22 protein-coding genes are annotated in these 24,975 nt (G+C 40.3%); 12 read left to right on the forward strand and 10 right to left on the reverse strand.

Features of this window, described 5'->3' with window-relative positions; all coding sequences use genetic code 11:
- Nucleotide 1 precedes the first annotated feature (1 nt).
- The 6 genes from ASE55_RS06235 to ASE55_RS06260 all read right to left on the reverse strand — a co-directional run bounded on the left by ASE55_RS06235 (nt 2) and on the right by ASE55_RS06260 (nt 5,854).
- On the reverse strand, nt 2-1,189 hold the full coding sequence (locus ASE55_RS06235; protein ID WP_056216687.1) for an efflux RND transporter periplasmic adaptor subunit: 1,188 nt from the start codon (nt 1,187-1,189) through the stop codon (nt 2-4).
- A 1-nt stretch (nt 1,190) separates the two neighbouring features.
- Entirely contained in the window at nt 1,191-1,649 is a 459-nt protein-coding gene (locus ASE55_RS06240) for a hypothetical protein (RefSeq protein ID WP_056216689.1), read from the reverse strand.
- Nucleotides 1,650-1,909: 260 nt separating this feature from the next.
- Nucleotides 1,910-2,422 (reverse strand): GNAT family N-acetyltransferase, encoded by a 513-nt coding sequence (locus ASE55_RS06245; RefSeq protein WP_056216691.1) that lies wholly within the window; start codon nt 2,420-2,422, stop codon nt 1,910-1,912.
- A 157-nt stretch (nt 2,423-2,579) separates the two neighbouring features.
- Nucleotides 2,580-2,810, reverse strand: coding sequence for a DUF2007 domain-containing protein (locus ASE55_RS06250; RefSeq protein ID WP_056216692.1), 231 nt, complete (start codon nt 2,808-2,810; stop codon nt 2,580-2,582).
- A gap of 61 nt (nt 2,811-2,871) precedes the next feature.
- On the reverse strand, nt 2,872-4,200 hold the full coding sequence (gene lat / locus ASE55_RS06255) for an L-lysine 6-transaminase (protein ID WP_056216694.1): 1,329 nt from the start codon (nt 4,198-4,200) through the stop codon (nt 2,872-2,874).
- 103 nt (nt 4,201-4,303) lie between these two features.
- A complete protein-coding gene (locus tag ASE55_RS06260) occupies nt 4,304-5,854 on the reverse strand; it encodes an aldehyde dehydrogenase family protein (RefSeq protein ID WP_056216696.1) in 1,551 nt (516 codons plus the stop codon).
- Nucleotides 5,855-5,988: 134 nt separating this feature from the next.
- Between ASE55_RS06260 and ASE55_RS06265 the strand changes: the two genes are divergently transcribed.
- Entirely contained in the window at nt 5,989-6,186 is a 198-nt protein-coding gene (locus tag ASE55_RS06265; RefSeq protein WP_056216699.1) for a hypothetical protein, read from the forward strand.
- A 185-nt stretch (nt 6,187-6,371) separates the two neighbouring features.
- On the opposite strand, the gene ccsA is transcribed toward ASE55_RS06265, so the two are convergent.
- Nucleotides 6,372-9,635, reverse strand: a complete 3,264-nt coding sequence (gene ccsA / locus ASE55_RS06270) for a cytochrome c biogenesis protein CcsA (protein WP_056216701.1) — start codon at nt 9,633-9,635, stop codon at nt 6,372-6,374.
- 361 nt (nt 9,636-9,996) lie between these two features.
- Between ccsA and ASE55_RS06275 the strand changes: the two genes are divergently transcribed.
- From ASE55_RS06275 to ASE55_RS06295, 5 genes are all read left to right on the forward strand, one after another.
- Nucleotides 9,997-12,567: an FtsK/SpoIIIE family DNA translocase gene (locus ASE55_RS06275; RefSeq protein ID WP_056216703.1), complete on the forward strand. Its 2,571-nt coding sequence runs from the start codon at nt 9,997-9,999 to the stop codon at nt 12,565-12,567.
- Between the two features lie 67 nt (nt 12,568-12,634).
- Nucleotides 12,635-13,282 (forward strand): LolA family protein, encoded by a 648-nt coding sequence (locus tag ASE55_RS06280; protein WP_056216706.1) that lies wholly within the window; start codon nt 12,635-12,637, stop codon nt 13,280-13,282.
- 152 nt (nt 13,283-13,434) lie between these two features.
- Nucleotides 13,435-14,895, forward strand: a complete 1,461-nt coding sequence (locus ASE55_RS06285) for an LptF/LptG family permease (protein ID WP_056216709.1) — start codon at nt 13,435-13,437, stop codon at nt 14,893-14,895.
- 118 nt (nt 14,896-15,013) lie between these two features.
- On the forward strand, nt 15,014-15,802 hold the full coding sequence (locus ASE55_RS06290) for a hypothetical protein (RefSeq protein WP_056216711.1): 789 nt from the start codon (nt 15,014-15,016) through the stop codon (nt 15,800-15,802).
- Nucleotides 15,803-15,916: 114 nt separating this feature from the next.
- Entirely contained in the window at nt 15,917-16,558 is a 642-nt protein-coding gene (locus ASE55_RS06295; RefSeq protein ID WP_056216712.1) for a hypothetical protein, read from the forward strand.
- Between the two features lie 54 nt (nt 16,559-16,612).
- Here ASE55_RS06295 and frr read toward each other — a convergent pair whose 3' ends face one another.
- Both frr and pyrH read right to left on the reverse strand, forming a co-directional pair.
- Nucleotides 16,613-17,167 carry a ribosome recycling factor gene (frr, locus tag ASE55_RS06300; protein ID WP_056216714.1) on the reverse strand — a complete coding sequence of 185 codons (555 nt, stop codon included), beginning with the start codon at nt 17,165-17,167 and terminating at the stop codon, nt 16,613-16,615.
- 135 nt (nt 17,168-17,302) lie between these two features.
- Entirely contained in the window at nt 17,303-18,010 is a 708-nt protein-coding gene (gene pyrH, locus ASE55_RS06305) for a UMP kinase (protein ID WP_056216716.1), read from the reverse strand.
- A gap of 454 nt (nt 18,011-18,464) precedes the next feature.
- On the opposite strand from pyrH, the gene porQ reads away from it, so the two are divergent.
- The 5 genes from porQ to ASE55_RS06330 all read left to right on the forward strand — a co-directional run bounded on the left by porQ (nt 18,465) and on the right by ASE55_RS06330 (nt 21,571).
- On the forward strand, nt 18,465-19,457 hold the full coding sequence (gene porQ / locus ASE55_RS06310) for a type IX secretion system protein PorQ (RefSeq protein ID WP_056216718.1): 993 nt from the start codon (nt 18,465-18,467) through the stop codon (nt 19,455-19,457).
- 114 nt (nt 19,458-19,571) lie between these two features.
- Nucleotides 19,572-20,246 carry a (d)CMP kinase gene (gene cmk, locus ASE55_RS06315; RefSeq protein WP_056216720.1) on the forward strand — a complete coding sequence of 225 codons (675 nt, stop codon included), beginning with the start codon at nt 19,572-19,574 and terminating at the stop codon, nt 20,244-20,246.
- Nucleotides 20,247-20,340: 94 nt separating this feature from the next.
- A complete protein-coding gene (locus ASE55_RS06320; protein ID WP_056216722.1) occupies nt 20,341-20,685 on the forward strand; it encodes a YtxH domain-containing protein in 345 nt (114 codons plus the stop codon).
- Between the two features lie 76 nt (nt 20,686-20,761).
- Nucleotides 20,762-21,070: a phage holin family protein gene (locus ASE55_RS06325; RefSeq protein ID WP_056216724.1), complete on the forward strand. Its 309-nt coding sequence runs from the start codon at nt 20,762-20,764 to the stop codon at nt 21,068-21,070.
- 3 nt (nt 21,071-21,073) lie between these two features.
- Nucleotides 21,074-21,571, forward strand: a complete 498-nt coding sequence (locus ASE55_RS06330) for a hypothetical protein (RefSeq protein ID WP_056216726.1) — start codon at nt 21,074-21,076, stop codon at nt 21,569-21,571.
- Between the two features lie 74 nt (nt 21,572-21,645).
- Here the strand turns inward: ASE55_RS06330 and ASE55_RS06335 are convergent, their stop codons facing one another.
- Nucleotides 21,646-22,371 (reverse strand): TrmH family RNA methyltransferase, encoded by a 726-nt coding sequence (locus ASE55_RS06335; RefSeq protein ID WP_056216728.1) that lies wholly within the window; start codon nt 22,369-22,371, stop codon nt 21,646-21,648.
- Between ASE55_RS06335 and ASE55_RS06340 the strand changes: the two genes are divergently transcribed.
- A complete protein-coding gene (locus ASE55_RS06340) occupies nt 22,357-24,954 on the forward strand; it encodes a BamA/TamA family outer membrane protein (RefSeq protein WP_056216730.1) in 2,598 nt (865 codons plus the stop codon). The two genes, ASE55_RS06335 and ASE55_RS06340, sit on opposite strands and share 15 nt — an antisense overlap.
- The last annotated feature ends 21 nt before the right edge of the window (nt 24,955-24,975 follow it).

The following is a 24,975-nucleotide window of genomic DNA, read 5'->3' on the forward strand; positions in this document are numbered from 1 at the left end:
TTTAGAATTTCGGTTTTATAGATTGAACAAGACTATCCATTTTTACGGGCTTCGGCTTCACGGCAGTCCCCGGCTTTAAAGCTCCGATACCTGCTGCTACAATTGTTTCGCCTTTATTCACACCGGATTTAATAAGCGCCAGATTGTCGATCCTGTCGATAACATTGATAACAACATTTCTTGCCGTGTCACCTTTATCCACTTTATAAACATACACGATACCCTGCTGCTCGTATGTAGCACTTTCCGGAACTACCAGTACATTGTCATACGCTTTCGGCAGTCTGATGGTTCCGCTGTTCCCGTTGCTTAACAGTTTCTGGGCATTGGTAAAGCTTACCCTGAACTGGATGGTTCCCGTTGTAGGATCAATCTGTCCTGTAATGGCTTCAATTCTCCCTTTTTCAGGATAAAGGCTCCCGTTGGCCAGCTGAAGTTCAACCATCGGAAGGTTTTTAATTTTTTCCGGCATGGTAGCGCCTTTGGATTTTTCAAGGAAGTCAAAATATTCTTTTTCGTTCATTGAAAAGTAAGCATACACACCTGATGTATCAGAAATGGTTGTTAATGCCGACTGGTCAGTTGGCCCTACCAAACTCCCCACTTTTAACGGAAGTTTTCCGATTACACCGGAAATAGGGGCACGGATGATAGAATATTCGATATTGGCTTCTACGCCTTTATAATTGGCCACGGCCTGGCTTTTTGCTGCTCTCGCCTGCTGTAACTGAGCCTGGGCTTGGGCAAGATTTGCCTGGGCCGTCTGCAGCTGTACATTGCTGATGATATTTTTCTGAACCAGCGGCTTCAATTTATTTACTTCTACATTGGCAGCACTTACGGCAGCCTGAGCTGCTGCAATATTAGATTCCGCCGCACCTACACCTGCCCTTGAAGCAGCTGCGTTCTGGCTTAAAATATTGGTCTCAAGACGGAATAAAGGCTGACCTTTGGTAACATACTGCCCTTCATCTACCAGCACCTGGGTAATATATCCCTGGATTTTAGCCCGTACATCATTGTTTACCCTTCCTTCTATGCTGGCAGGAAATGTCTGGTAACCGACTATATTTTTGGTCTCCACATTTACTACAGGGTATGGCTTAGGGCCTTCCTGCTTGGGAGCTTCTTTTTTGCAGGCAGTTAAGGAAAGTGCCGCAACAGAAAGTATAAATAGCTTATTATTCATATTATAGTTTATTAAGAGATTCCTGAATATTAATTATGTTTTTATTTAAAAGCGCTTTATAAGCTTCCATCTTTTCGTCATTACCTTCATCATCATTTTTCTTTTTAAAATGATCTAAGTCATCCAGTAGTTTTAATTCGTCTTTCATTTTTTGGACAATTTTTTCAAATCTTAATTTCTTATATCCGTCATTGATGAAGAAATATCTTTTCCGCTCATCCATTTTATTGTGGTCTACAATAAGTTCCGCATTCAGCAGTAAGGTAATGCTGGTAGATACCGAACTTTTGCTTGCACAAAAAACCTCGACAAACTCGTCAAAAGTTATGCCTACCTTATCATAATCAAACAACAGGTATGCATAGATTTTTGAAGCCAGCGGAGGTATGCTGAAAACAGCACCGTAAAACTTAACGGCTTCCTGGAAAATTTTTTCATCAATTTCTATACGCTTGTTCATGGTATATAAATTTTGATGCAAAAATATAAATTAGTTCAGAACTAAACGAACAAACTTAATAGAGTTTGTAAATGAGTCATGTTTTAAAAATTCGATGGCTGTTTTTAGCCTCTTCAATTCAGTATTGGAAACCTTATAAAAACTTTTAAGCGTATTTTTCAAATCAGTTTTTAAATTGAGCAGGTTTAGATAAATGCTTGTAAAATCCAATCATCTACACTAATTTTATGAAATAATTTAAACAGACTCTTAAAACGGACTTAAATAATAATTTTTTCAAAAGCTTTTCTCATTCCGCCTGCCAGAAAAACTTCCCCGCAATAGCTGTAGCCTTTGCTTTCCAGAATTTTGAGCATTGCCGTATTGTCAAAATTGGTATCCACCTTTATGCTCTGGATTCCCTGAGACCTGGTGAAATCTTCTATCAGGTCAAATAATTTCTTTACCAAGCCCTGTCCTGCGAATTTCCTGTCTACGGCAACGCGGTGCACGACAACAAATTCCCCATTGCTCAGCCAGGCACCTTCAATGGTACTGTAGGCAGGCTCATCATTGAGGATAAGGGCTGTGTAAACTGCAATTTCGCCATCCACGGTCATAACGTAGCCAAAACCTTTTTCAATATCGCTTTCCACGGTTCCCAGGTTAGGATAGCCCTGCTGCCACTGGGTGCTTCCGTCCTGTTTCCTTCTTTCAATAGCCTGCTGTATGATGTCCCAGATTGCATCACGGTCTTCAGTTTCTGCTTTTCTTAATCTGATTTCTGAATTCATGCTGTAAAATTTAGTCGTAAGATGATACTCCGCTATACGGTTTTAACCTTAAAATATATATGATTTTAATTCTGTTAAAACCTAAACTAAAAAAACCGAAAACTAATTAACATTAGTTTTCGGTTCGAAGTAGTAAAATTTAAAATTATGAAATTGTTTATTTATTTTCGCTCTGCTGAAGGTAAGCATCGATAACTTCAAATGCTTTTTTTTCATCCTCCAGATCTACCATTACCTTTAACGATGTAGCCGTTGGTGTAGTGGTAAAAGTAAGATAATTGTTTTCAACTTCATTGGTGATTTGCGCGTCATCCAGTTTGGATTTTATCAATTGGATTTCTGACGGTTTGTCGCTTTCAAAAACTGATACTCTTGTACTTCTTTCCATGTTCTATCTCGTTTAAGTATCTAAATTTATAACATTTTTTTGAAAATTACAAGTCTGAAGTTTAAATTTTGTTAATATTATGTTCGATTTTATCCAGTGCAAGACGGATTTCTTCTTTGGAAACATTAAGGTGCGGTCTGAAACGGAGCGACTGTTCACCGCAGGCAAGAATGATCATCCCGTCACGCCAAAGCTCCTCTCTCAGCAGGTTTCTCTGGTCAGGCGTAGGCAGATCAATGGCGCACATCAACCCTCTTCCTCTGGCATTCGTCAGCTTGCCCGGATATTTCTGTTCCAATGTTCGTAGGCCTTCCAGTAAGTAATCTCCCACTACCCGTGCATTTTCTACGAGGTTTTCTTTTTCGATAACTTCCATCACCAACTGGAACCGGAGCATATCTATGAAATTACCTCCGAATGTAGAGTTGATCCTTGAGCTCTCCCTGAATACATTATCCGGTACTTCGTCAAACTTTTCCTTATTGGCCAGGATTCCGCATACCTGTGTTTTTTTACCGAAGGAAATGATATCCGGTTTCGCTGTAAAATGCTCGAAAGCCCACATTTTTCCGGTCATTGCAATGCCGGTCTGCACTTCATCATAAATGAGAAGGATTTCATGCTCGTCACAGATATTTCTCAGACCCATTAAAAATTCATCCCTGAAATGGTTGTCGCCTCCTTCTGCCTGAATCGGCTCGATGATGATGCAGGCCACTTTGTTGGGATTCATCAGGATGGCTTCTTCAATGTTCAGCAAAGCGAGCCTTTCATTTTTTATGGTTTCTTCTAAATTTTCCTCTGTAATCGGGAAGGTTAATTTCGGGTTCAGGATTCTCGGCCAGTTGAACATCGGGAAATACTGGTATTTTCTCGGGTCAGATGTATTGGTTAAACTTAATGTATAACCGCTTCTCCCGTGGAATGCCTGCCTGAAATGGATACAGATCCCGGCCTCAATATCAAGATCCTTTTCAAAATTCTTTCTTGTTTTCCAGTCGAAACATGCTTTCATGGCATTTTCTACAGCTAAAGATCCGCCTTCGATGAAGAATGCATACTGAAGCTCTTCAGGGATGGCCACCCGCTCGAATACTTCCAGGAAATGGGCATATTCTTCTGAATAAACGTCTGCCAGTGTGGGCTTATTGACCGCCATTTTCCCCAGCCATTCTGATTTTTCCATCAGGTAAGGATGGTTATAGCCGATAGAAGCTGATGCGAACATGGAAAACATATCCAAATATTCTCTGTTGGTCAGTTTATCGTAGAGCCATGATCCGTGGGATTTTTCGATGTCCATTACGAAATCAAAACCATCCGCCAGAACGTGCCTGCCTATTGTTTCTTTAACTTTATTTGCCTGTATATCTATTATAGTCTGTTCCATTTTTGCTTTGAATTGAAATTTATTAAAAGACTGAAACTGAAAATCAGAGAGTTCTGACTCGTTAAAGATCCAGTCTTTTAATTTTTAAATAATTAAAAATACTTTATAAGTCAAACTTAATCCCCTGTGCCAAAGGCAGACTAGCGGTATAATTTATGGTATTGGTCTGGCGTCTCATATAGTATTTCCAGACGTCTGAACCTGATTCCCTACCGCCTCCGGTTTCTTTTTCGCCGCCGAAAGCCCCTCCGATTTCCGCACCGGAAGTCCCGATATTGACGTTCGCAATTCCGCAGTCTGAACCTGCATGGGAAAGGAACAGTTCTGCCTCTCTCAGGTTCTGTGTCATGATGGCTGAGGACAATCCCTGAGGAACATCATTCTGGATAGAGATCGCTTCGTCTAACGTACCGTATTTAATTAAATATAAAATCGGTGCAAAAGTTTCATGCTGAACGATTTCGTAAGAATTCTGAACTTCGGCGATACACGGTTTTACATAACAGCCAGATTCGTATCCTTTTCCGTTCAGCACTTCACCTTCAACCACGAAGTTTCCACCCTCCTCTTTACATTTCCTGATAGATTCCTCATACTGTGTAACCGCAGCAGTGTCGATAAGCGGTCCTACATGGTTTTTTTCATCCAGCGGGTTCCCGATTTTCAGTTGTCCGTAGGCTTTTACCAGTCTGTTTTTTACTTCTTCATATACTTCTTCATGAATGATCAGCCTTCTTGTTGAGGTACATCTCTGCCCGGCAGTTCCTACGGCTCCGAAAACCGCTCCGATGATCGACATATCAATGTCTGCATCTTTAGAGATAATGATGGCGTTGTTTCCTCCCAGTTCAAGGATTGATTTCCCGAATCTTTCGGCAACTTTTGATGATACCATTCTTCCTACTCTTGTAGAACCGGTAAATGAAACCAGGGAAACCCTTTTGTCATCCACTAATTTCTGTCCGATTTCATGGTCTGCCACCAGGACACTTGAAATTCCCTCTCCAATGCCATTTTCCTTTAACACCTCATTCATAATATTCTGGCAGGCAAGTGCACACAGCGGTGTCTTTTCAGACGGCTTCCAGATGGTCACATTTCCGCAGATCCATGCCAAAGCGGTATTCCATGCCCAAACAGCCACCGGAAAGTTGAATGCCGTAATTATTCCTACAACTCCAAGCGGATGGTACTGCTCATACATCCTGTGGCCCGGCCTTTCAGAATGCATGGTATACCCGTGAAGCTGCCTTGATACCCCGACAGCAAAATCGCAGATATCAATCATTTCCTGAACCTCGCCCAGGCCTTCCTGCAGGGATTTGCCCATTTCATAGGAAACAAGCTTACCCAGATCATCTTTATATGTTCTTAATTTCTGGCCTAACTGCCTTACGATTTCCCCTCTTTTGGGAGCCGGAATGAGCCTGAACTCTTTAAAAGCTTTTTCGGCAGCTTCAATTACCTTGTCGTAATCAGATGCCCCGGAAGTTTTTATCTTAGCAATCAGATTGCCGTCTACCGGAGAATAACTCTCTATTGTTTTGCCTGATGCAAAGTATTTCCCGCCTGATGAAGTCCCCTTATTTTCTTCTTTAATCCCCAGATTTCTGAGTGTTTTTTCGATTCCAAAATCTTTTACTTTTTTAGACATAAAAATTCTACTTTTCGTTTTCCCTAAAGTTAAAAATATTAAGCGAACTGCAAAATTTTAATTTTAGAGTCTTTTTTATTTGGACTAATTATAAACATGCTTATCTTTGTAAGGTAATCATTTGAATTTCAGAAATGGAAAATAATAACACGATACAGGAGCCGGCGGAAGAAAAGAAACCCTCTAAATGGAAAAGCCTGGTAAAGAAATTCGGTATAGGAGGCATTATATTTTTTACGGTGAAAGGGATTATTACTTCAACGCTGATCTATTTTCTCGGAAAAAATTTCTGGACGGTTATCAGCAATTACTTTTCGACGATGTTTGAGTAATCCAACTAATCATATCAACTAAAAAGCAGGGAAATTTCCCTGCTTTTGTTTTTGTATTCAATGAAGAATGGAATGAGTATCCATTATTATTTCATGTATTCACTATTGCTTTTCAATCTCTAAGATATCAGGCATAAAAAATCCCGGAAACTGCTTTCCGGGATTCATTATAATATATTTTAAGATTATTTTTTATTCAGAGTCCTGAACTTGAAATAAGATGCTGCTGATAGAGCCAGCATTGTTCCTACTCCGATATATACCCAAGCCGGAACAGGGACAGGATCTCCTGCTGCGTATGAATGAAGACCGCTCAGGTAATAGTTTACCCCGAAATAGGTCATTACCATAGAACAGAAAGCAAACATGGTCGCTACGTGGAATGCCCACCTGCTTCTCAATCCCGGAACCAGTCTCATGTGCAGTACAAAAGCATACACCATGATGGAAATGAAAGCCCAGGTTTCTTTAGGGTCCCAGCTCCAGTATCTTCCCCAGGACTCGTTGGCCCAGATTCCGCCTAAGAAATTTCCTACCGTCAAGGCAAACAACCCGATGGTTAAGGACATTTCGGAAACGATAACCAATTCCTTCAGTGTCGTATCATGATGGATTTTATAGTCTTCTTTATTGGAAATAATATAGAATACCAGACTGATCACAGCAATAATCATTGACAAGGCAAAGAAGCCGTAACTGGAGGTGATAATGGCCACATGGACAATCAGCCAGTATGATTTCAATACCGGAACCAGCGGCGTAATCTGCGGATCCAGTGCGGATCCTCCGTGTGCAAACCCCATCATGATAACGGCTACCATAAATCCGGCGGCAGGAATCAGTGCATTGGAATTTCTGTACAGGATCAATCCGGCCGTAATACCTACCCATGAGATAAAGATAATGGCTTCGTACCCGTTGCTCCACGGTGCATGCCCGGAAATATACCATCTGGCAACCAATCCTAAGAAATGGCAGAAATATCCTACTGCTCCTACAGCAACAATCCCTTTTATGATTTTATTTAAATTTTTACCGGGTTTAAACAATTCCACAAAACCTAAAATCAGCAATAGTCCTCCTATCAGTGTATAGAAGATCAGTAATTTGAAGTTGATGTTTACTTTATTCATGAACACCTCCAGGTTTACTTTAGATTCGGCAGGAACTACTGCCTTTCCCCATTTCTGCTGGTATTCTGAAAGCCTGGCAAGTTCTGCATCTGCCTTGCTCCAGTTCCTGCTCTGCTGTGCCTGTAAAACTTCTGCAAAATAAGGCCCCATCACTTTTTGGGATTCAACATCCGGTTCCATTTTCTGGTCCAGCCAGGAATGCCATGTGTGATTGGCATCGTTTTTCACCGGGACAATCCTCATAAACTGGCCGCTGAAAAATTCGTTGAAGATCTGCACCCTTTCGTTAACCGAAATCACTTCCTTGTCATAATTGGTCTGTTCGGCCGGTTTTTTACGGAATGCAGTGTTGTAATCATGTTCAAGGATATAGGATAAATTCCCATTGGCATCAGCCGGGAAAAGGTTCATCAGTGAAGTATAACCTTCATCATCGGCCTTTGTTTTATTTTTTAATTCATCACCGCCTTTTGTCCCCACTTTAATCATCGGAACCATCGTCCAGCTCGGCGTATCCGTGTTTACGGAAAGGAACCATTGATTGGCGGTTAGAGATTTTCCGTCCGTGCCCTTAAATTCGTCTTTTTTGTATAATTTTCTTAAAACATCAAGTGCTTCGGTATTGATCGGAACAATTCTCCCTTCGAAGTTCTGAACCAGAAGATAACCGAATTTATCTGCATGTTCTTTGTCTATTTTATTTCTTGCAATAATTTCATCGGCAGAGATCATTTTCATTTTGCTCAGCGGTGCAGCCAGTGAATTCTGCTGTGCTTTCTGCTGAACCCCTGCCTCAGGTGCCGGAGCATGATTGTGGGTGTCACCTTCCTTATGGATATGCTCCGTGCTTCCGTCAGTTGTTCCGTGTGTTTCAATCTTCTGAGCGCTTAACCCTAAGCTTAAGAATAACAGGATGATTGTTGCCGTACGTTTTTTATTCACGTCCTTCAGCATTTTATTCAGCTTCCAGAAGTGGGTTCCTTTCCAGAAGAAAATCGTGAACAGGCCTCCGAACAATAAGGCATACCCGATATATGAAATCAGGGTTCCCCAGAAATCGTGGTTAACGGAAAGTACGGTACCCATCCTGTCCGGATCAAAGCTGGACTGGAAGAAACGGTATCCTTTATGGTTTAAAACGTGGTTCATATAAATTTTAAAAGGCGTCTGCTTGCCTTCATCAATAATTTTAATGTGGCTTTCATAAGCACTCGGGGATGAACTTCCCGGATAGGTTTCCATCACAAAATCATCCAGTTTAAGTGCGAAAGGGGTATTGTAGATTTTCGGTCCGAAGCCGATCATAATGTTCAGCCCGTCCATTGCAATCTGCTTGTAGGCATTAGGGTTCCCTTTTTCCACGGACAGATCAACCAGCTGTTTTGTTTTCGGGCCCTGAACTTCAACCGTCAGTACATCCGGAAGGTTCTGGTCTTTCTTGCGATCTCCCTCAAAGGCCAGCAGTTTCCCTTTCTTTAATCCTTCAGGAACCACCAGTTTCAGTTCGTTGATGGTATATAAGCTTCTCAGTGCCAAAGGCTGGAATTCGTTTTTCGCCGTATTTCCTGTAGCCTGGGTAGCCATCGTCATATAGGTTGCATCCACCGGAGTCTTGATCATCAGCTTCCCGCCGTCATTCCTGAATTCCACAGCACCTTCGATCGCTCTGTTGAATGTAACCAAAGTCCCGTTGATGGATTTTGTTTCACCTGGCTTGATATAGATGTTCTGTCTTCCGGTATTTCCTGTAGACACCAGATGAAGGTATTCTGCACCGTTCGGGTCCGCCATTAAACTGTCTTTCTTTCTCTGTACATAGTCCTGGGCAACTACTTTTACGTGTTTTCCGTGGAAATCGTAAGTAGCCTCCAAATCTTTGTGCAGCGGAGACATCAGATACGGGATATCCTGGTAATCCAGGGCATCGCCTTTTTCTTCAATCTTGATCTTCAGGAAATGTTTGTCGGTCACAATCTCGTTTGACGTTTCCCCTTCCCTGATGTGCATGGTCCCTTCAAAACTGATATACCGGGTTACCGCGCCACCAATAAAAATCAAAACAAACGCAAGGTGAAATACCAGAACCGGCCATTTTTCCCTTCTCCACAGCCTGTATCTTGCAATATTGCCGATGAAGTTGAGAATGAGCAGGAACATGATAAGTTCGAACCATTTCGCTTCGTAAATTAATGCTTTTGCTGTTGGAGTTCCGTAGTCGTTTTCTAAGAACGTTGCATATGCCATCGCAAATGCGTACACCAATAACAACACAGCCATTGTTCTGGTCGAGATAAGAATATCCTGGAGCTTCTTCATGATATATATACTTGATGGGCAAAAATAAGGATGATAAACTACAAAGACGTTAAAAAAAGCTGTTTTTTATCATTTTAGGCACACCGGACGTTATTTTTAAACGTTCTTAATAAGCATGAGAATGATTGAGAAAAACTCAATCCAGCATCCCTCATGTAGAAAAAATTCTACGATAAAAAGCGGTAACGGTAAAGAGGATCCTGAATATACACCCTCGGTACTTGTTTTGCCTGTAAAAAACAACAATACGCTGTATTGATCCTTGTCATGAGAATCGTCAACTTGTTATTTACTCTGTTTTTTAAAACAAAAAAGATTCCTTTACTATAGAAAAAACGTTAAATTTGCTCACATTGATATTATGGACAAGAATACACCAAAACAACAGCAGGAATCGCCTGAAAAGGGCAAATTTTTATCAAAACCAAGAGTCTTTTTCGGACTTACCTGTATCCTTTTTTCTGTAGTGCTTACCTTTTCATTTGTTTCTTATCTGATGAACTGGCAGGCAGATCAGAGCCAGGCAGGAACGATGCTGGATAAGAGCATCCAGTCCTCCAACCTTTTCGGGAAACTGGGCGACTGGCTCGGAAATATTTTTATTTTCGAAAGCATCGGTGTGGCTTCATTTATCATTGCGTTTTTATTCCTTGTTTTCGGGACGTTAATCCTGAAAAAGAGAATGTTCAAACCGTGGAAAACCGTGGGACACTCCCTGTTTTTTATCTGCTGGCTTCCGATCCTGTTCGGGGCAATAACAAAAGGCCAGGGTGTACTGAGCGGTGTATACGGTTACCAGATTATGGATTCCCTAGATGCAATTATCGGATCTGCAGGCCTCTGGATGGTTCTGGCATCAAGCATTGCCCTGTATTTCATCCTGGAGTTTAATCTCCGCCCGAGCTCCATTAAATCAAAACTGAATGATATCAATGAAAATACCATCGGAAGGGTAAAATCTATGATGCCGAGCTCTGATGAAAATTTTGAAGCGGATGAAGAGCTGATTGAAGAAGCCGGCATTGCTGAAGAAATTTTACCTAAAGTTAAGGTTACTGAAAAAGTAAAAACTAAAACTATTGCGCCTGAGCCTGTAGCTGTAACCGTTCCGAAAGGATTTCCTGAAGTCCCGGTTTCTGCGGATCTGGATACCATCATAACCCCAAACCAGACTTCTTTTGAGGAAGAAAAAAATGATTTTTCACAGCCGCTGAATGTCAACCTGAACCTCAGTTCAAAACCTGCTATGCCCACTTCCAGTCCGGAAGAAGCTTTTGACATGAGGCCTTCTGCTCCGCCGGTAGCACCTGTATCTGCAGCTGCACCTGAGGAAGAGATTAAATTCAATGTAGAAGTGGCTAAGGTGGTTGATATCCTGGATGATTCCGACAGAAAATCAAATGAACTGGTACAGAAACACGGGCTGTATGACCACAAACTGGATCTTGCCAATTTCCAGATGCCTACGGTTGACCTGTTACAGGATTACGGAAATGAAGAAATTTCCATCAACAAAGAAGAATTAGAGGAAAATAAAAATAAAATTGTCGGATTACTGAAAAACTTCAATGTAGGTATTGCTGAAATCAAGGCAACGATAGGGCCTACCGTAACGTTATATGAAATTGTTCCGGAAGCAGGAATCCGTGTATCGGCCATTAAAAAGCTTCAGGATGATATTGCGCTGAACCTTTCCGCTTTAGGAATCAGGATTATTGCACCGATGCCGGGGAAAGGAACGATCGGAATTGAAGTTCCGAGAAAGAACCCTACTATGGTTTCTATGCGTTCGGTGATTGCCTCACATAAATTCCAGAATACGGAGATGGACCTTCCGGTGGTTTTCGGAAAAACGATTTCCAATGAAATTTTCATGGCAGACCTTTCAAAAATGCCGCACTTATTGATGGCGGGAGCCACGGGCCAGGGTAAATCCGTAGGGATCAATGCCATTCTTACTTCCCTGCTCTATAAAAAGCATCCGAGTGAACTGAAATTCGTGATGGTGGATCCTAAGAAAGTGGAGCTTTCATTATATTCAAAAATTGAAAGGCATTATCTGGCAAAATTACCGGATTCTGATGATGCCATTATTACGGATACCAATAAAGTAATCAATACGCTGAACTCTCTGTGTGTAGAGATGGATATGAGGTATGACCTTCTTAAAAATGCGTTCTGTAAAAATTTAAAGGAATACAATAAAAAATTCGCGGAAAGAAAATTAAACCCGGAAAACGGGCACCGCTATCTGCCGTATATTGTTCTGGTAGTGGATGAATTTGCAGATCTGATCATGACCGCCGGAAAAGAGGTAGAAATGCCGATTGCCAGGCTGGCGCAGTTAGCCAGAGCCGTAGGGATACACCTGATTGTAGCTACCCAAAGACCGTCAGTAAATGTTATCACGGGGATGATCAAGGCCAATTTCCCTGCAAGGGCGGCGTTCAGGGTAATTTCCAGTGTAGACTCCAGAACAATCCTGGATTCTCCGGGTGCAGATCAGCTGATCGGTAAAGGAGACATGCTGTATTTCAACGGAAATGAAATTTTAAGGCTTCAGTGTGCCTTTGTAGATACGCCTGAGGTGGAAAGGCTGGCAGAATTTATCGGGGAACAGAAAGGCTATTCTTCCGCATTTATTCTTCCGGAATATGTTTCTGAAGATACTACCAGTACGGTAGGTGCTTTTGACCCCAATGAAAAGGATGCTCTGTTTGAAGAGGCAGCAAGAATCATCGTGTCTACGCAGCAGGGTTCTACATCCATGCTTCAGAGACAGCTGAAACTGGGATACAACAGGGCCGGAAGGATTATGGACCAGCTGGAAGCCATCGGGATCGTAGGCGGTTTCAACGGCGCGAAAGCAAGGGAAGTACTCATTAGCGACCTTCATTCTTTGGAACAGTTTTTGGAAGACATGCGCAGTTAACGGAAATCTACAGTCAGTTTAACTTTTACCATTTAAGCAAGTCTAAAGATTAAAGAATTAAATAAAAATGAAAAACATTATTTCAAAAGTTATTGTAAGCAGTCTGGTAGTAGGTGCCATAGGTTTTACCAACGCCCAGAAAATTGATGCAAAAGCAAAAAAGATATTAGACGATATTACGGCGAACTATAAATCTAAAAAGAATACGTATTTTAAATTCTCTTTCGGAACCGGGACCAATGGCCAGGTATCCAAAACAGAGCCGGGAATCTATTATGCATCCGGCGATAAGTACAAGCTGAAAATCATGGAAATCGAACAGATTTTCGACGGGAATAAAATCTATAACATCAATACCGAAGATACGGAAGTTACGGTAGCAAGGCCGAACGGCAGCAGTTCTATGTTCTCCCCTATCAATTATCTGTCATCTTACAGAAATGATTACAACGTTACCTACAACGGTAAGAAAAACATAGGCGGCGTAAATGCAGATTTCATTAAACTGACTCCGGTAAAATCAAACGGGATTAAATATGTATATCTTTACGTGGATTCTGCTAAGAAACAGATGGTAAAACTTGAACAGTACGGTAACAATAACGATGTTGCAGTGATTGCCATTAAGGATTACAAGGAAAACCAGAACCTGGATTCTGGAATGTTTGTTTTTGATAAAGGTAAATACAAGAATTATCTGGTTACGGAACTTTAAAATGAATTATTAAAATCTTTAAATCCCGAAAATTTGCCTTTATGAAAGACATTTAAGGGTTTTAAAGAAATCCGACTTCATTTAATTATAAAATTTCATAAAATATAAGAGCTGCAAAGGAAACTTTGTGGCTTTTTGATTAATTTTGGCGAATGTTTAAAATATTAGACCGGTATATTATAAAAACTTTCTTCGGACCGTTTATTTTTATATTCAGCGTACTGTTTTTCATATTTATTGTCAATATTGTATGGGTTCAGTTAGGCCAGTTTATGGGGAAAGGATTAAGCTCATGGCAGATCCTTAAACTGCTTTTTTACCTTGGCGTGAGTGTAATCAGTATGGTGTTGCCGCTTACCATTCTCCTCGCAAGTATTATGGCATTTGGTGAATTCGGGGAACGGTATGAGCTTGCCGCTATGAAAGCAGCCGGAATTTCTCTGACACGTGTTATGCTTCCCCTGTTGGGAGTAACCGCCGCCATGGCAGTCATGCTTTACTTTTTCTCCAATAATATCATCCCGGATTTCCAGCGGAAGGCAAAGAATATGCTCTTCAATATTGCCCAGACCAAGCCTGCACTGAATTTTACTCCCGGACAGTTTATCGACCAGATTCCCGGATATATGGTGAAATTTGATAAGATTATCGGGGAGAACGGAGAAAATATTGAAGGGGTTTTTATTCATAAAAAAGCAACCAGTTATGAAAATCAACGTTCTATTGTAGCTGAAAAAGGAAGATTTGTTCCGGCCGCCAATAAAAATTACCTTAAGCTGGTGCTCTATAACGGTTATGTTTATGAAGATAACTTTGCCGGGAAAAGTGAGAATGTCCGTTTAAAACAGCCGGATCAGGCCATTAAGTTTGATTCCCTGATTTCGCATTTTGACGTAAGTGAAATCATTAACAGAGCCATTGAAGAAGAAAAGATCACGGATGATTACCGTTTCCAGACCTTCAACCAGCTGAACACAACCATTGACAAAACCAAAAAGGACAACAATAAATTCTTTACCAATGTTAACAATGATGTCCTGAGCCAGACGAATTCCGTCATCGGTTATATGGATAGCAAACAGAACAGATCAAAGGTAAAACCCAAGCAGATCCTAAAACTGGATACCTTGAAAAAGGAGAAAAAACTGGAAATCATCAGAAATGCGTACAGCAGGCTGGATAACCTGAAAAGCACACTGGATTCCAAAAACAAGGAAATTGATCCGGGAGTAAAATATTATGGCAAAGTGGTTATTTACCAGCAGCGGATTGTTACCTATTCATTTACCTGTATTATTTTCTTCCTGATCGGTGCCAGTCTGGGTTCCATCATCAGGAAAGGAGGAATGGGGCTTCCCGTAATTATTGCCATTGTTATTTTCATCATTTTCTATATCATCAACGTGGGGACGGAAAATATGTCGTGGTCCGGAAAAATAAACCCTTACCTGGGTGCCTGGATACCGAATATTGTACTCTTCCCGTTCGGACTCTGGATGACCTATAAAGCACTGACGGATTCCCAGTTATTTGATGCTGAAAAATACAAGGCATTATTCAAGCCGGTTACAAAATTATTTGTTAAAGACACAGAGCATAAAAGGTATCAGTAACAGATATTCAGAATAAAGTTGAGATCCGGAAATTTCCGGGTCTTTTTTTATAGTATGTTAAAATTTCTTTTTATGTGAATATAAAAATTACCTTTGCCGGAATCTAAATACCAACCCTATGAAAAAACTATTACTTATTGGATTGTTCAGCATGGCTTCACTGAATGCATATGCCCAGGATGAAAACACGGAATATGAAATGAGAGTCGGAGAAAAGCCAGGCTATATTATTGATAAAGGCGGAAAGAAAATTGAAGGCATCGTAAGACTTGCAGGCAGTGAAATGAGCCCGTGGACCAACCAGAAGAAAGTAAAATTCATCGCTGCTTCTGATATTGACAGTTCTAAAAAAAGACAGAAATTCAAAACACTGGATACGGATGACCTGAAAGGATATATGGCCATTGATAACAATACGGAAAGACGTTTTGAGGCGGTTAAATATACCAACACCAAAGAAGGCTTCAATACAGCCAACGGTGGATTGAGCGGTGGACTGAAAGCTTTTAACAACCTTACGAAAAGTACACAGTTTGCAGAAGTCGTGGCCGACGGGAAAATCAAGGTATACCGTTTATACGGTTTCCCTACTACTTTTTCAGCAGGCGGACAGATTGACGCCGCGGAAAAAGAAAATAAGAGAATGAGGGAAAACCCTTCTTACATTTATTCCAAAAAAGGAGGAAAAGCGGAAGAACTTACGCTGGCTAAAACCAAGATGATTGTAGCAGACTGCCCTGTAGTAAAAGGGAAAATTGCAGCCGGGGAATACGGTTCGCTGAAAACCGATACCAAGCAAAGGTCAGGTTTAGGAAAATTCATTAAGAATGAAGTGGACAAAGCCATGTCTGATAACCTTTCTATCGTGAATGAAGTGATCTACGATTATAATGAGAATTGTAAATAATCCATCTTCAAAAATATACAGAAAAGCAGTCTCAGCTATTGGGGCTGCTTTTTTTTATCCTGTTTTCTTTGCACGTTTTTTGATAGGTACAAGTAACCAAACCGACTGTTTTTTATGAAAACCGCACTTCTTACCTTAAGCCTGGTCTTGATCATTTCATGCAAAAAGGAAACCCGCCCGGATCCTCAGAAAACTGAGACCTCAAACGACAGCATGTCCGTTAAAAGTAATCCGGATGCTGTATCGGATGACTCTATAAAATCTGTAGAAGACATTAAGAAAGAATATGCTTTATTGAGCAGTCTTCTGGCTTCAAAAAAACTGGATTCCAGCAGCTTTACTTATTTCTGTAACGAGAGAGAAGGCGAAGTGGTTTTGTATAAGCAGAATGGTAAAATCAGGATGGTGAAGGATTTCTATTCGGAGCACAGCCATTTTTCTTCATCCACACAGTATTTTATTAAAGATGACCAGGTCTTTTTCATTTTCCAGGATGAAACTTTATGGAATTTTGACGGCGGAACTCCTGAAAAGCCGGAAACGAAAGATGACATTACAGAAAAACGGATGTATATCCTCAACAACAAACCAGTGCAATGCCTGGAGAAAACCTATTCCGTGCGGTCCAAAGGAAATAACCAGGATCCGGGTAAGATTGCCAGCCGCGAGACCAAATGTGATATTTCAGGACTGATGAAAAATTACCAGTCGATCATCAGAACTAAAGATAAAAAAGGCGAGATGGGCTGCCTGTAAAAACAAAACCGGCTCCTAAAAAGGAGCCGGTTTTTTATATTCATAAACTGAACATTATACTTTCATAATTTCAGCTTCTTTTGTCTTAAGATGGTCATCACAGGCTTTCACATATTTATCCGTAAGCGCCTGGATATCTGCTTCCACTCCTTTGATAAGGTCCTCAGAAACACCTTCCAGCCTTTTCAGTTCTTTAATACCGTTCTGTCTTGCGTTTCTTACTACGATTTTAGTATCTTCAGTTTCACCTTTAGCCTGTTTTGCAAGTTCCCTTCTGCGTTCTTCCGTTAAAGGCGGAACGTTAAGAATAATATTGATTCCGTTATTGGAAGGCGCAAAACCTAAATTTGAATTGATGATGGCTTTTTCAATATCATTGATTGCTTTAGAATCCCAAGGTTGAATAGAAATCGTCATGGCATCCGGAACAGATACGTTGGCAACCTGGTTGATGGGAGTCAGTGATCCGTAATATTCCACCATAACATCCTGAACCATGTTCGTAGATGCACGTCCGGCCCTGATTCTCTGAAATGCATGATCCAGGTGCTTAACAGCTGCTTCCATGTCGTGTTTTACAGACTCTACTATAAGATCTAATTCTTCCATTATATAATAAAAATTTGATAAATTACACATTTTATGATAATTGATGATAAGTAATAATGACAGGTAATTTTGAATTTGTGAAATTGCAATCTTAATCAGACCTGATTCCCGAATCCTGTTACCCTGATCACTAAATTACAAATCAACTAAAGTACCAATATTTTCCCCGTCTATAATTTTTTCTAAATTACCGATTTTGTTCATATCAAAAACAATGATCGGAAGTTTGTTTTCGTGGCTCAGCGTAAATGCCGTCATATCCATTACCTTAAGGTTTTTAGCATAGACTTCATCGAAAGAAAGCGAATTGTATTTTACAGCATCTGCATTTGTTTCAGGATCACTGTCATAGATTCCGTCTACTCTTGTCCCTTTCAGGATAACATCCGCATCAATTTCAATAGCTCTTAACGTAGCAGCGGTATCCGTTGTAAAATAAGGGTTGCCGGTTCCGGCCCCGAAAATCACTACCCTGCCCTTTTCAAGATGTCTTACCGCTCTTCTTTTAATAAAAGGCTCGGCCACCTTATCCATTTCAATAGCAGACTGAAGCCTTGTTCTGATGCCTGCATCTTCCAGCGCTCCCTGCAATGCCATTCCGTTGATCACCGTAGCCAGCATCCCCATATAGTCGCCCTGCACACGGTCCATACCTTTTGCAGCACCCGCAACACCACGGAAAATATTTCCTCCTCCAATTACAATAGCGACTTCACAGCCTTTATCCACTGCTTTTTTAATCTCATTTGCGTATTCCTGCAGCCTTTCATTGTCAATACCGTACTGTCTGTTCCCCATTAAGGCTTCACCACTAAGTTTGAGAAGGATTCTTTTATATTTCATTTTAAATTTTAAATAACTTTTTATCTGTGTCAGTTCCCTGTAGAATTTGACTCTGCAAATATAATCATTAATAATATTGATTTTTGCATATCGATTATAAATTTTAAGAGCGGCCTATTTCCATATTTAAAGTTCATGATTCCGGCCTGCTTTATCGGTAACGGCAGAATTTACAGTGTTGACAGGAACACATTTTATCATTTCCCTGTTTTACATAAAAAGCATCAGGCTAACCCGTGACGCATTAAGCTTAAATGTAATTAAATATCTGATTAACTGTATTTTAAAATTACTCTTAGATTAAAAGTAAATTCTTTTGCGATAATTCACAGAAACTTTCTGAATTAAAATAAAGCATCTGTTTAAAAGGAATACAATATTTAATAACAAATAATGTACGAAATATTTTGAAAAGTACGAAAAAGGATTATTTTTGCATTACTAATAAACTGAGTTGAAGAAAATTGTCATTTTTTCATTATTTCTGTCAGGAATTGTTTCTTACGCACAAACAGGAACAAATGTTTTTCCGTTTTTAAATCTTCCTGTATCTGCCAGACAGGCTGCTTTAGGCGGCGATGCCATTTCCGTAAGAGATCATGATGTATCCTTTGCCATTGCAAACCCCTCTTTGTTAAATAAAGATTCTGATAACCAGCTTTCTTTAAACGCCAGTGCCTATCTTGCAGATTCCAAATACGGAACCATTGCTTATGCCAAGGACTTTGACAACGGCCACATGGCAACCGTCAATGCGAGGTATATGAACTACGGAGACATCCCCAGGACCGATGAAAGCGGTTTCGAAAACGGAACCTTCAGTGCTTCCGATGTAGCCGTCGGAGCCGGATATGCCTATCAGTTTGAAGAAGACTGGACTATAGGCGGAGGACTGAATTTTATTACTTCAAAAATCGACAGTTATACATCTTCGGCGATCTCAGGAAATGCAGGGATCACTTACCACAACAGGAAAAATAAAGAAACCGCTTCCCTGGTATTCAGGAATTTCGGGTATCAGTTCAAATCCTTTAACGGGACAAGGGAAAACCTTCCGTTCCGCATTGATATAGGCTATACAAGGACATTAAAAGCCATTCCGCTGGCCATTACCATTACAGCTCATGATTTACAGGAGTTTGATATTTCGTCTCCTTATAATGTAAACGGCCAGGAAGTAAATGCAGGCAGGAAAATTGCCGACCACTTTTCCCTGGGTGCAGAACTGTTCCCGGAAAAAGGATTCAATATCAGGCTGGGCTATAATGTAAAGAGAGGAAATGAGCTTGCAGTGGCAGACCAGAGAAACTTCTCGGGTATTTCTGCCGGATTCGGAATTAAGATTTCAAGGTTCCGTGTAGATTATGCCCATGTGCGGTATCACAATTCATCCAACGCCAACCAGATCGGGGTTTCAATAGACCTTACCAGCCGCGCCGGTGAATAAATAATTACAGATTACTTTAATCCAGATCAGAAAAAATTTATCAAAAATAAAAAGGGCCTTAAGAAATTTCTTAAGGTTTCCTGATTTTTAAGAAAAATTCTTGAAATTTGCAGTATGAAAAAACCTGTTATAGCAATAGACGGCTACTCTTCCACCGGGAAAAGCTCAATATCTAAAATCATTGCCGAAAAACTTGGGCTTATTCATCTGGATACAGGCGCCCTGTACAGAGGCGTTACCTGGTTTGCGCTTCAGAACTGTCTTGATGAAAAAGGCAAGATTGACCTTAATAAGTTATTTTCATCATTCGGCGAGATTGATCTTGAGTTCAGGAATAACCAAGGTGAACTGGTGCTTTTTCTTAATCAGATTGATATTTCAAAAGCCATCAGGACAAATGAAGTTTCAGAAAATGTAAGTTTTATTGCCAAGCAAAAAGAGGTAAGGGATTTCCTGCTTCTGTTTCAGCGCAATCTGGCAGAAGATGGCGGCATTATTATGGACGGCCGGGATATAGGCACAGTGGTACTGCCTGATGCCGATTATAAGTTTTTTATGACAGCCAGTATAGAAGAGCGGACAAAAAGGCGGTATCAGGAACTCATCCGCCTCGGTATTGAAGCTGATGAAAAACAGGTGATGGACAACCTTATCATCCGCGATAAAATTGACAGTGAACGAGAAATAGCCCCGCTTAAACAGGCTGACGATGCGATTGTTATTGACAATACCGATCTTACCAAACGGGAAACCATCGACGCTATTTTGTCTTACATCAATAAGATTTAACAATTTTTATAGGACAGCAACCCCTTTTGGTATGTTAATTGTACATTTCATCACAAGTAAAAGCTAGTATTATTAACTATTAAAAAAACAAAAAATGTCTAAGAAAAACAATACAGCAGGTGTTTTGGCAGGTCTTCTTGCAGGAGCCGCAGCAGGTGTTATTTTAGGAATGCTTTATGCTCCGGAAGAAGGTAAAGAAACAAGAAAAAAAATTAAAGACAAGGCAGGTGATCTTAAGGATCAGGCTAAAAATAAGTATGGAGAAGTATCTGAGAAAGTAAAAGACCAGTACGGTAACATTTCTTCAACTTTTAAAGAAACGGCCAACAATGTAGCTCATACGGTAAAAGACGGATATGACAAATACAAAGATCAGATTGTTTCTAAAACTGCAGATGTAGTTAAAAACGTAGAATCTGAACTGAATGACTTAAAATAATAATTTATTCAGATAAATTATCCAAAAGGAACTTTATAAACAAAAGTTCCTTTTTTTATAACTTTAAAGAAAAACAATGATTGAAACTTTAAAAGAATATGCGTCCAAAAGGATCGATCTCCTGAAAATAGAAGCCACCGAAAAATCTTCGCTTTCAGCCGGAATGATTACCTATTTCGTTCTTATGCTGGTTGCGTTTAGTTTTTTCATTATCCTTTTCAATTTCGGAGTTGCCTTCCTTATTGGTGAGGCATTGGGAAACTATTCTTACGGCTTCCTGATTGTAGCAGCTTTTTATATGCTGATCATGATCATTATTATGGTATGTAAAAAGAGAGTTGTCAACTTTGTGGCAGACAAGGTTATTAAATTTTTAAATCATTAAACTATGGGCAGAAAGTATGATAGCTTAGAAGAATTAAGAAGGAAGAAAAAACTGTTGAAAGACGAAATCAACGGGCTGGAAGATCTTCTTACATTCAAGAATACAAAAGAAAGCCTGAGTGCATTTACCAACGGTTTAACAGATCAGTATCTGCAGGAAAAAGTGGATGAAGACGGCGATGAAAAAGTAGTTCTGAGAAAAGATGTGATTGCAAAACAGATTTCATCTGAAATTAAAGATGCACTGATCAGCAAAAAAGCCGCAATGAGCATCGCCAATACAGCGATTAAAAGTGATGCTTTTGATACCCTCATCAAACTTGGAGTAACTGCCATCGTAGGAAACTATGCCAGGAAAAGCCTGAAAAGCGCCAACTGGAAAAAGAAAATTCTGGGAACGGCAATGATCTACCTCGCCCCTATCGCACTGAGGTTTCTGCGTAAAAAACTGGAAACATACCAGAAAAATAAAAGTGTTTCAAGCATGGAACAATTAATCTGAAAATCAAACTTAGATTTTAGAAGTTGATAAAATGATATCTGATTTTTAAACTGACTTCTAAAATCTAATGTCTTTTATTCAGAAAACAGCTGACCCAGAATAATTCCTGCAGCCATCGAAACATTGAGACTTTCCGTAGACCGGGATTTCCCGAATCTTGGGATCATGACACATTTCGCTATGTGTTTTTCTGTTTCCGCACGCATTCCGTTGCCTTCATTTCCTAAGATCAGATTCATTTTCCCGGGCTTTTTGAAAGTATAAATATTCTCCCCTTCCATATCGGTACCGATGTTGATATTTTCCGTCCCGGTTAAATACCCGGTTAAATCCGTATATACAATGTTCACCCTGGTAAAAGATCCCATACTGGCCATGATTACTTTCGGATTATAAAAATCTACGGTATCTTCACTGCAGATGATCTGCTCAATCCCGAACCAGTCTGCCAGCCGGATGATTGTGCCCAGATTCCCCGGATCCTGAATGCCATCCAGTACAAGCTGCATATTCCTGTCTTCATATTGTACCGCTTCAGAAAGGTAACAGACCGCTACGGAATCTTTGGGGTTCTGAAGGAAACTGATTTTTTTAAGTTCATTTTCAGAGATATGAATAACAGGTGCATTTGCGCGGTCCAGTTTTTGCGGATCGGTAGAAAATATTTCTTTAATTTTAAAGTCAGAATTAAAAAGTTCGCTGATGATTTTGTTGCCTTCAACCAAAAACAAATTGTATTTTTGCCTGAACTTCTTTTTATCTAAAGACTGTAAAACTTTTATTGTATGAGCTGTAAGCATTATAAGAATTCTCCTCAAAAGTATTATAAAATTATATCATTTGCAACATTTGTAGGGCTCCTTTATGCTTGTAGTACCACCAAAAAAGTTCCTGCAGGCGAATTCCTGCTTACTGAGAACAGTTTTGAATTTGAAGATAAAAAAGCTTTTTTTGACGGTGAGCTAAAAGGTTACGTACAGCAGAAACCCAATAAAAGGCAGTTTCTCTTTATGCCGTTAAGCTTATGGCTGTACAATGCTGCTAACCCGAAATACGATACGATTCTCAATGAATACATGACCTATCCTAACGAACTGAGGAATCAGAAGCTGAGGGATTCTCTTTTTGTTAAATACAACATGAAAAGCAGTGTCGGGAAAAGCCTTTTCTTTGACAGATTATATCATAGCTGGGGCTCTCCTCCCGTAATTCTGGACCAGACAAAAACAGATAAAAGCGCACAGTCTATTGAAAAAAGATTAACCTACCGTGGCTATTGGGATGCTGAAGTGAAATTTAAGCATGACCTGGATTCTGCATCCAAAAAAGCTGCCGTTACCTATTTTATCACACATAAAGATCCTACATATATTAAGGAGTATTATTATAATATACCGGATCCGTCTTTAAAAAATGTGTATCAGCAGAAAATCCATGAGAGCCTGGTAAAGCAGGGTGAAGTTCTGGATCAGACCATTCTGGAAAAAGAAGTGACCAGGATCAACGACCTGATGAGGGAATACGGGTATTATAAATTCAATAATCTCGGTGATGAAATTTATTTTGTTGCAGACTCGCTTAAAAGCAGGAAGCAGGTTCCCGTAACCCTGGAAATCCATAAAGATTCCCTGGATTCCCCATATAAAATAGCGACCATCGGCAACATTGATGTGGCCATTGTGGATGAAAACAAAGACTATCCGAAGAATACAAGAATGGACAGCCTGCGGGGAATCAGGTTCCATAAAGTGAATAATCAATACGACACAAGGGCAATATGGAGGGCTATAACAGTGGGCCACAAACAGGTGTATGACCAGAAAAAATTTGATCTCACCAAAAGAAACCTCCTGTCGATGAATAATTTCAGCATCCTGAAATCCAGGGATTCTTTGAGGCATGGCGGCGGCACTTCTCCTAACGACAGCATTATTGATGTAATGTATGTCCTGAAGCCACTGCCTAAATATGTCCTGAAACTGGGAACGGATATCAATTACTCCCAGCTTTTAAATCTTGGGGTCTCTCCTTCTGTAGATTTGACTACCAGAAATATTTTCGGAGGTGCGGAAAACCTTTCAACCAGCCTAGCCGGGACATTCGGGTCGATCAGGAGCACAAAGGATATCGACAAAAGGGTGTTGGCGTACGAAATATCTGCCCAGGCCTCGCTGAATTTCCCAAGGCTGCTTCTCCCTTTTGACTATTATAAATTACTGCCTAAAAGATACAGTCCTACATCATCTATCGTACTGGGAGCTTCGGTGCAGAATAACATAGGGCTCGGAAGGGTCAATTTCAATACAGGGCTTAATTATCTGGCCACTGTAAATGATAAGGTTTCCCACAGGCTTACCTTATTCAATACCCAACTGAGCTTAACGAAGAATAAGGATGCCTACTATGATTATTTTGTAAACGACAAAGCAGTTCAGGAAGAGATTTTTAACGATTATTTTATATCTAATCCTTCAGTTCAGCAACATTTCAATTCCGGGCAGCTGACCATTGACGAGGTTTCCAGGCTGATTACTTTAGACATGAATTATGCCTCCAGCCTCGATCAGGCCGGTGCCGACCGTTTTATTGCGTTTGTAGGGACTTTGGTTAACAAAGACCGGCAGACCCAGGATGTTTTGATTTCTTCTTTCATCTACAATTTTGTGTATAATGAAATCGGGAATAAAAATTATCCGAATTCCTTTTATTTTAACGGAAAGGTGGAGCTGGCAGGAAATATATTCAGCATCTTCAATCAGAAAACGAATGAAGGGGGAATCATTTCAAGTCCGGAAAAAACCATTTTCGGTGTTCCGTATGCTCAGTTTGTAAAATTTGATTTTGACGTAAGAAAATATTTTAAATTCAACAACAATACTTTGGTGCTCCGCCAGTTCCTCGGACTGGGGATCCCTTACGGAAATTCTTCCAGCATGCCGGTAATCCGCTCTTATTTTAACGGTGGTTCCAATGACATCAGGGCATGGGTGGCTTTCGGAGGTTTAGGGCCCGGAGATTCCCAGATTGATGAAAGAGTACGTGCCTATCAGACAGAGAATATGAAGCTGACGACGAATATTGAATTCAGGGTACCTTTCAGTGATATGTATGAAGGAGCGATCTTTACAGACATCGGGAATACATGGAGCTTAAAAAACGATAATGCAGGATCCGGAAACGAATTTAAATTCAACAGGTTTATAAGACAGATGGGAGTCGGCAGCGGATTCGGGTTGAGGGTGAATGTTGCGTATATTACATTAAGGGTAGATCTTGCGTATAAAATGTATGACCCGAACAAGCCTGAAGGCGACCGGTGGAGACTGAAAAATTTCCAGCCGTTCAAGCCTACTTTAAATATTGCATTCGGGTATCCATTCTAAAAAATCCTGAAAGTCTTACAG

It is taken from the genome of Chryseobacterium sp. Leaf201, assembly GCF_001421435.1.
Classification (GTDB): domain Bacteria; phylum Bacteroidota; class Bacteroidia; order Flavobacteriales; family Weeksellaceae; genus Chryseobacterium.

Excerpts from the sequence above, each read along its gene's own strand:
- ASE55_RS06275 (WP_056216703.1), top strand. The coding sequence starts at position 9,997 with ATGGACAAGAATACACCAAAACAACAGCAGGAATCGCCTGAAAAGGGC.
- ASE55_RS06280 (WP_056216706.1), top strand. The coding sequence starts at position 12,635 with ATGAAAAACATTATTTCAAAAGTTATTGTAAGCAGTCTGGTAGTAGGT.
- ccsA (WP_056216701.1), bottom strand. The coding sequence starts at position 9,635 with ATGAAGAAGCTCCAGGATATTCTTATCTCGACCAGAACAATGGCTGTG.
- ASE55_RS06240 (WP_056216689.1), bottom strand. The coding sequence starts at position 1,649 with ATGAACAAGCGTATAGAAATTGATGAAAAAATTTTCCAGGAAGCCGTT.
- ASE55_RS06245 (WP_056216691.1), bottom strand. The coding sequence starts at position 2,422 with ATGAATTCAGAAATCAGATTAAGAAAAGCAGAAACTGAAGACCGTGAT.
- frr (WP_056216714.1), bottom strand. The coding sequence starts at position 17,167 with ATGGAAGAATTAGATCTTATAGTAGAGTCTGTAAAACACGACATGGAA.
- ASE55_RS06320 (WP_056216722.1), top strand. The coding sequence starts at position 20,341 with ATGTCTAAGAAAAACAATACAGCAGGTGTTTTGGCAGGTCTTCTTGCA.
- ASE55_RS06325 (WP_056216724.1), top strand. The coding sequence starts at position 20,762 with ATGATTGAAACTTTAAAAGAATATGCGTCCAAAAGGATCGATCTCCTG.
- ASE55_RS06265 (WP_056216699.1), top strand. The coding sequence starts at position 5,989 with ATGGAAAATAATAACACGATACAGGAGCCGGCGGAAGAAAAGAAACCC.
- cmk (WP_056216720.1), top strand. The coding sequence starts at position 19,572 with ATGAAAAAACCTGTTATAGCAATAGACGGCTACTCTTCCACCGGGAAA.
- ASE55_RS06260 (WP_056216696.1), bottom strand. The coding sequence starts at position 5,854 with ATGTCTAAAAAAGTAAAAGATTTTGGAATCGAAAAAACACTCAGAAAT.
- ASE55_RS06335 (WP_056216728.1), bottom strand. The coding sequence starts at position 22,371 with ATGCTTACAGCTCATACAATAAAAGTTTTACAGTCTTTAGATAAAAAG.
- ASE55_RS06290 (WP_056216711.1), top strand. The coding sequence starts at position 15,014 with ATGAAAAAACTATTACTTATTGGATTGTTCAGCATGGCTTCACTGAAT.
- ASE55_RS06295 (WP_056216712.1), top strand. The coding sequence starts at position 15,917 with ATGAAAACCGCACTTCTTACCTTAAGCCTGGTCTTGATCATTTCATGC.
- ASE55_RS06340 (WP_056216730.1), top strand. The coding sequence starts at position 22,357 with ATGAGCTGTAAGCATTATAAGAATTCTCCTCAAAAGTATTATAAAATT.
- pyrH (WP_056216716.1), bottom strand. The coding sequence starts at position 18,010 with ATGAAATATAAAAGAATCCTTCTCAAACTTAGTGGTGAAGCCTTAATG.
- ASE55_RS06285 (WP_056216709.1), top strand. The coding sequence starts at position 13,435 with ATGTTTAAAATATTAGACCGGTATATTATAAAAACTTTCTTCGGACCG.
- ASE55_RS06250 (WP_056216692.1), bottom strand. The coding sequence starts at position 2,810 with ATGGAAAGAAGTACAAGAGTATCAGTTTTTGAAAGCGACAAACCGTCA.
- lat (WP_056216694.1), bottom strand. The coding sequence starts at position 4,200 with ATGGAACAGACTATAATAGATATACAGGCAAATAAAGTTAAAGAAACA.
- ASE55_RS06330 (WP_056216726.1), top strand. The coding sequence starts at position 21,074 with ATGGGCAGAAAGTATGATAGCTTAGAAGAATTAAGAAGGAAGAAAAAA.
- ASE55_RS06235 (WP_056216687.1), bottom strand. The coding sequence starts at position 1,189 with ATGAATAATAAGCTATTTATACTTTCTGTTGCGGCACTTTCCTTAACT.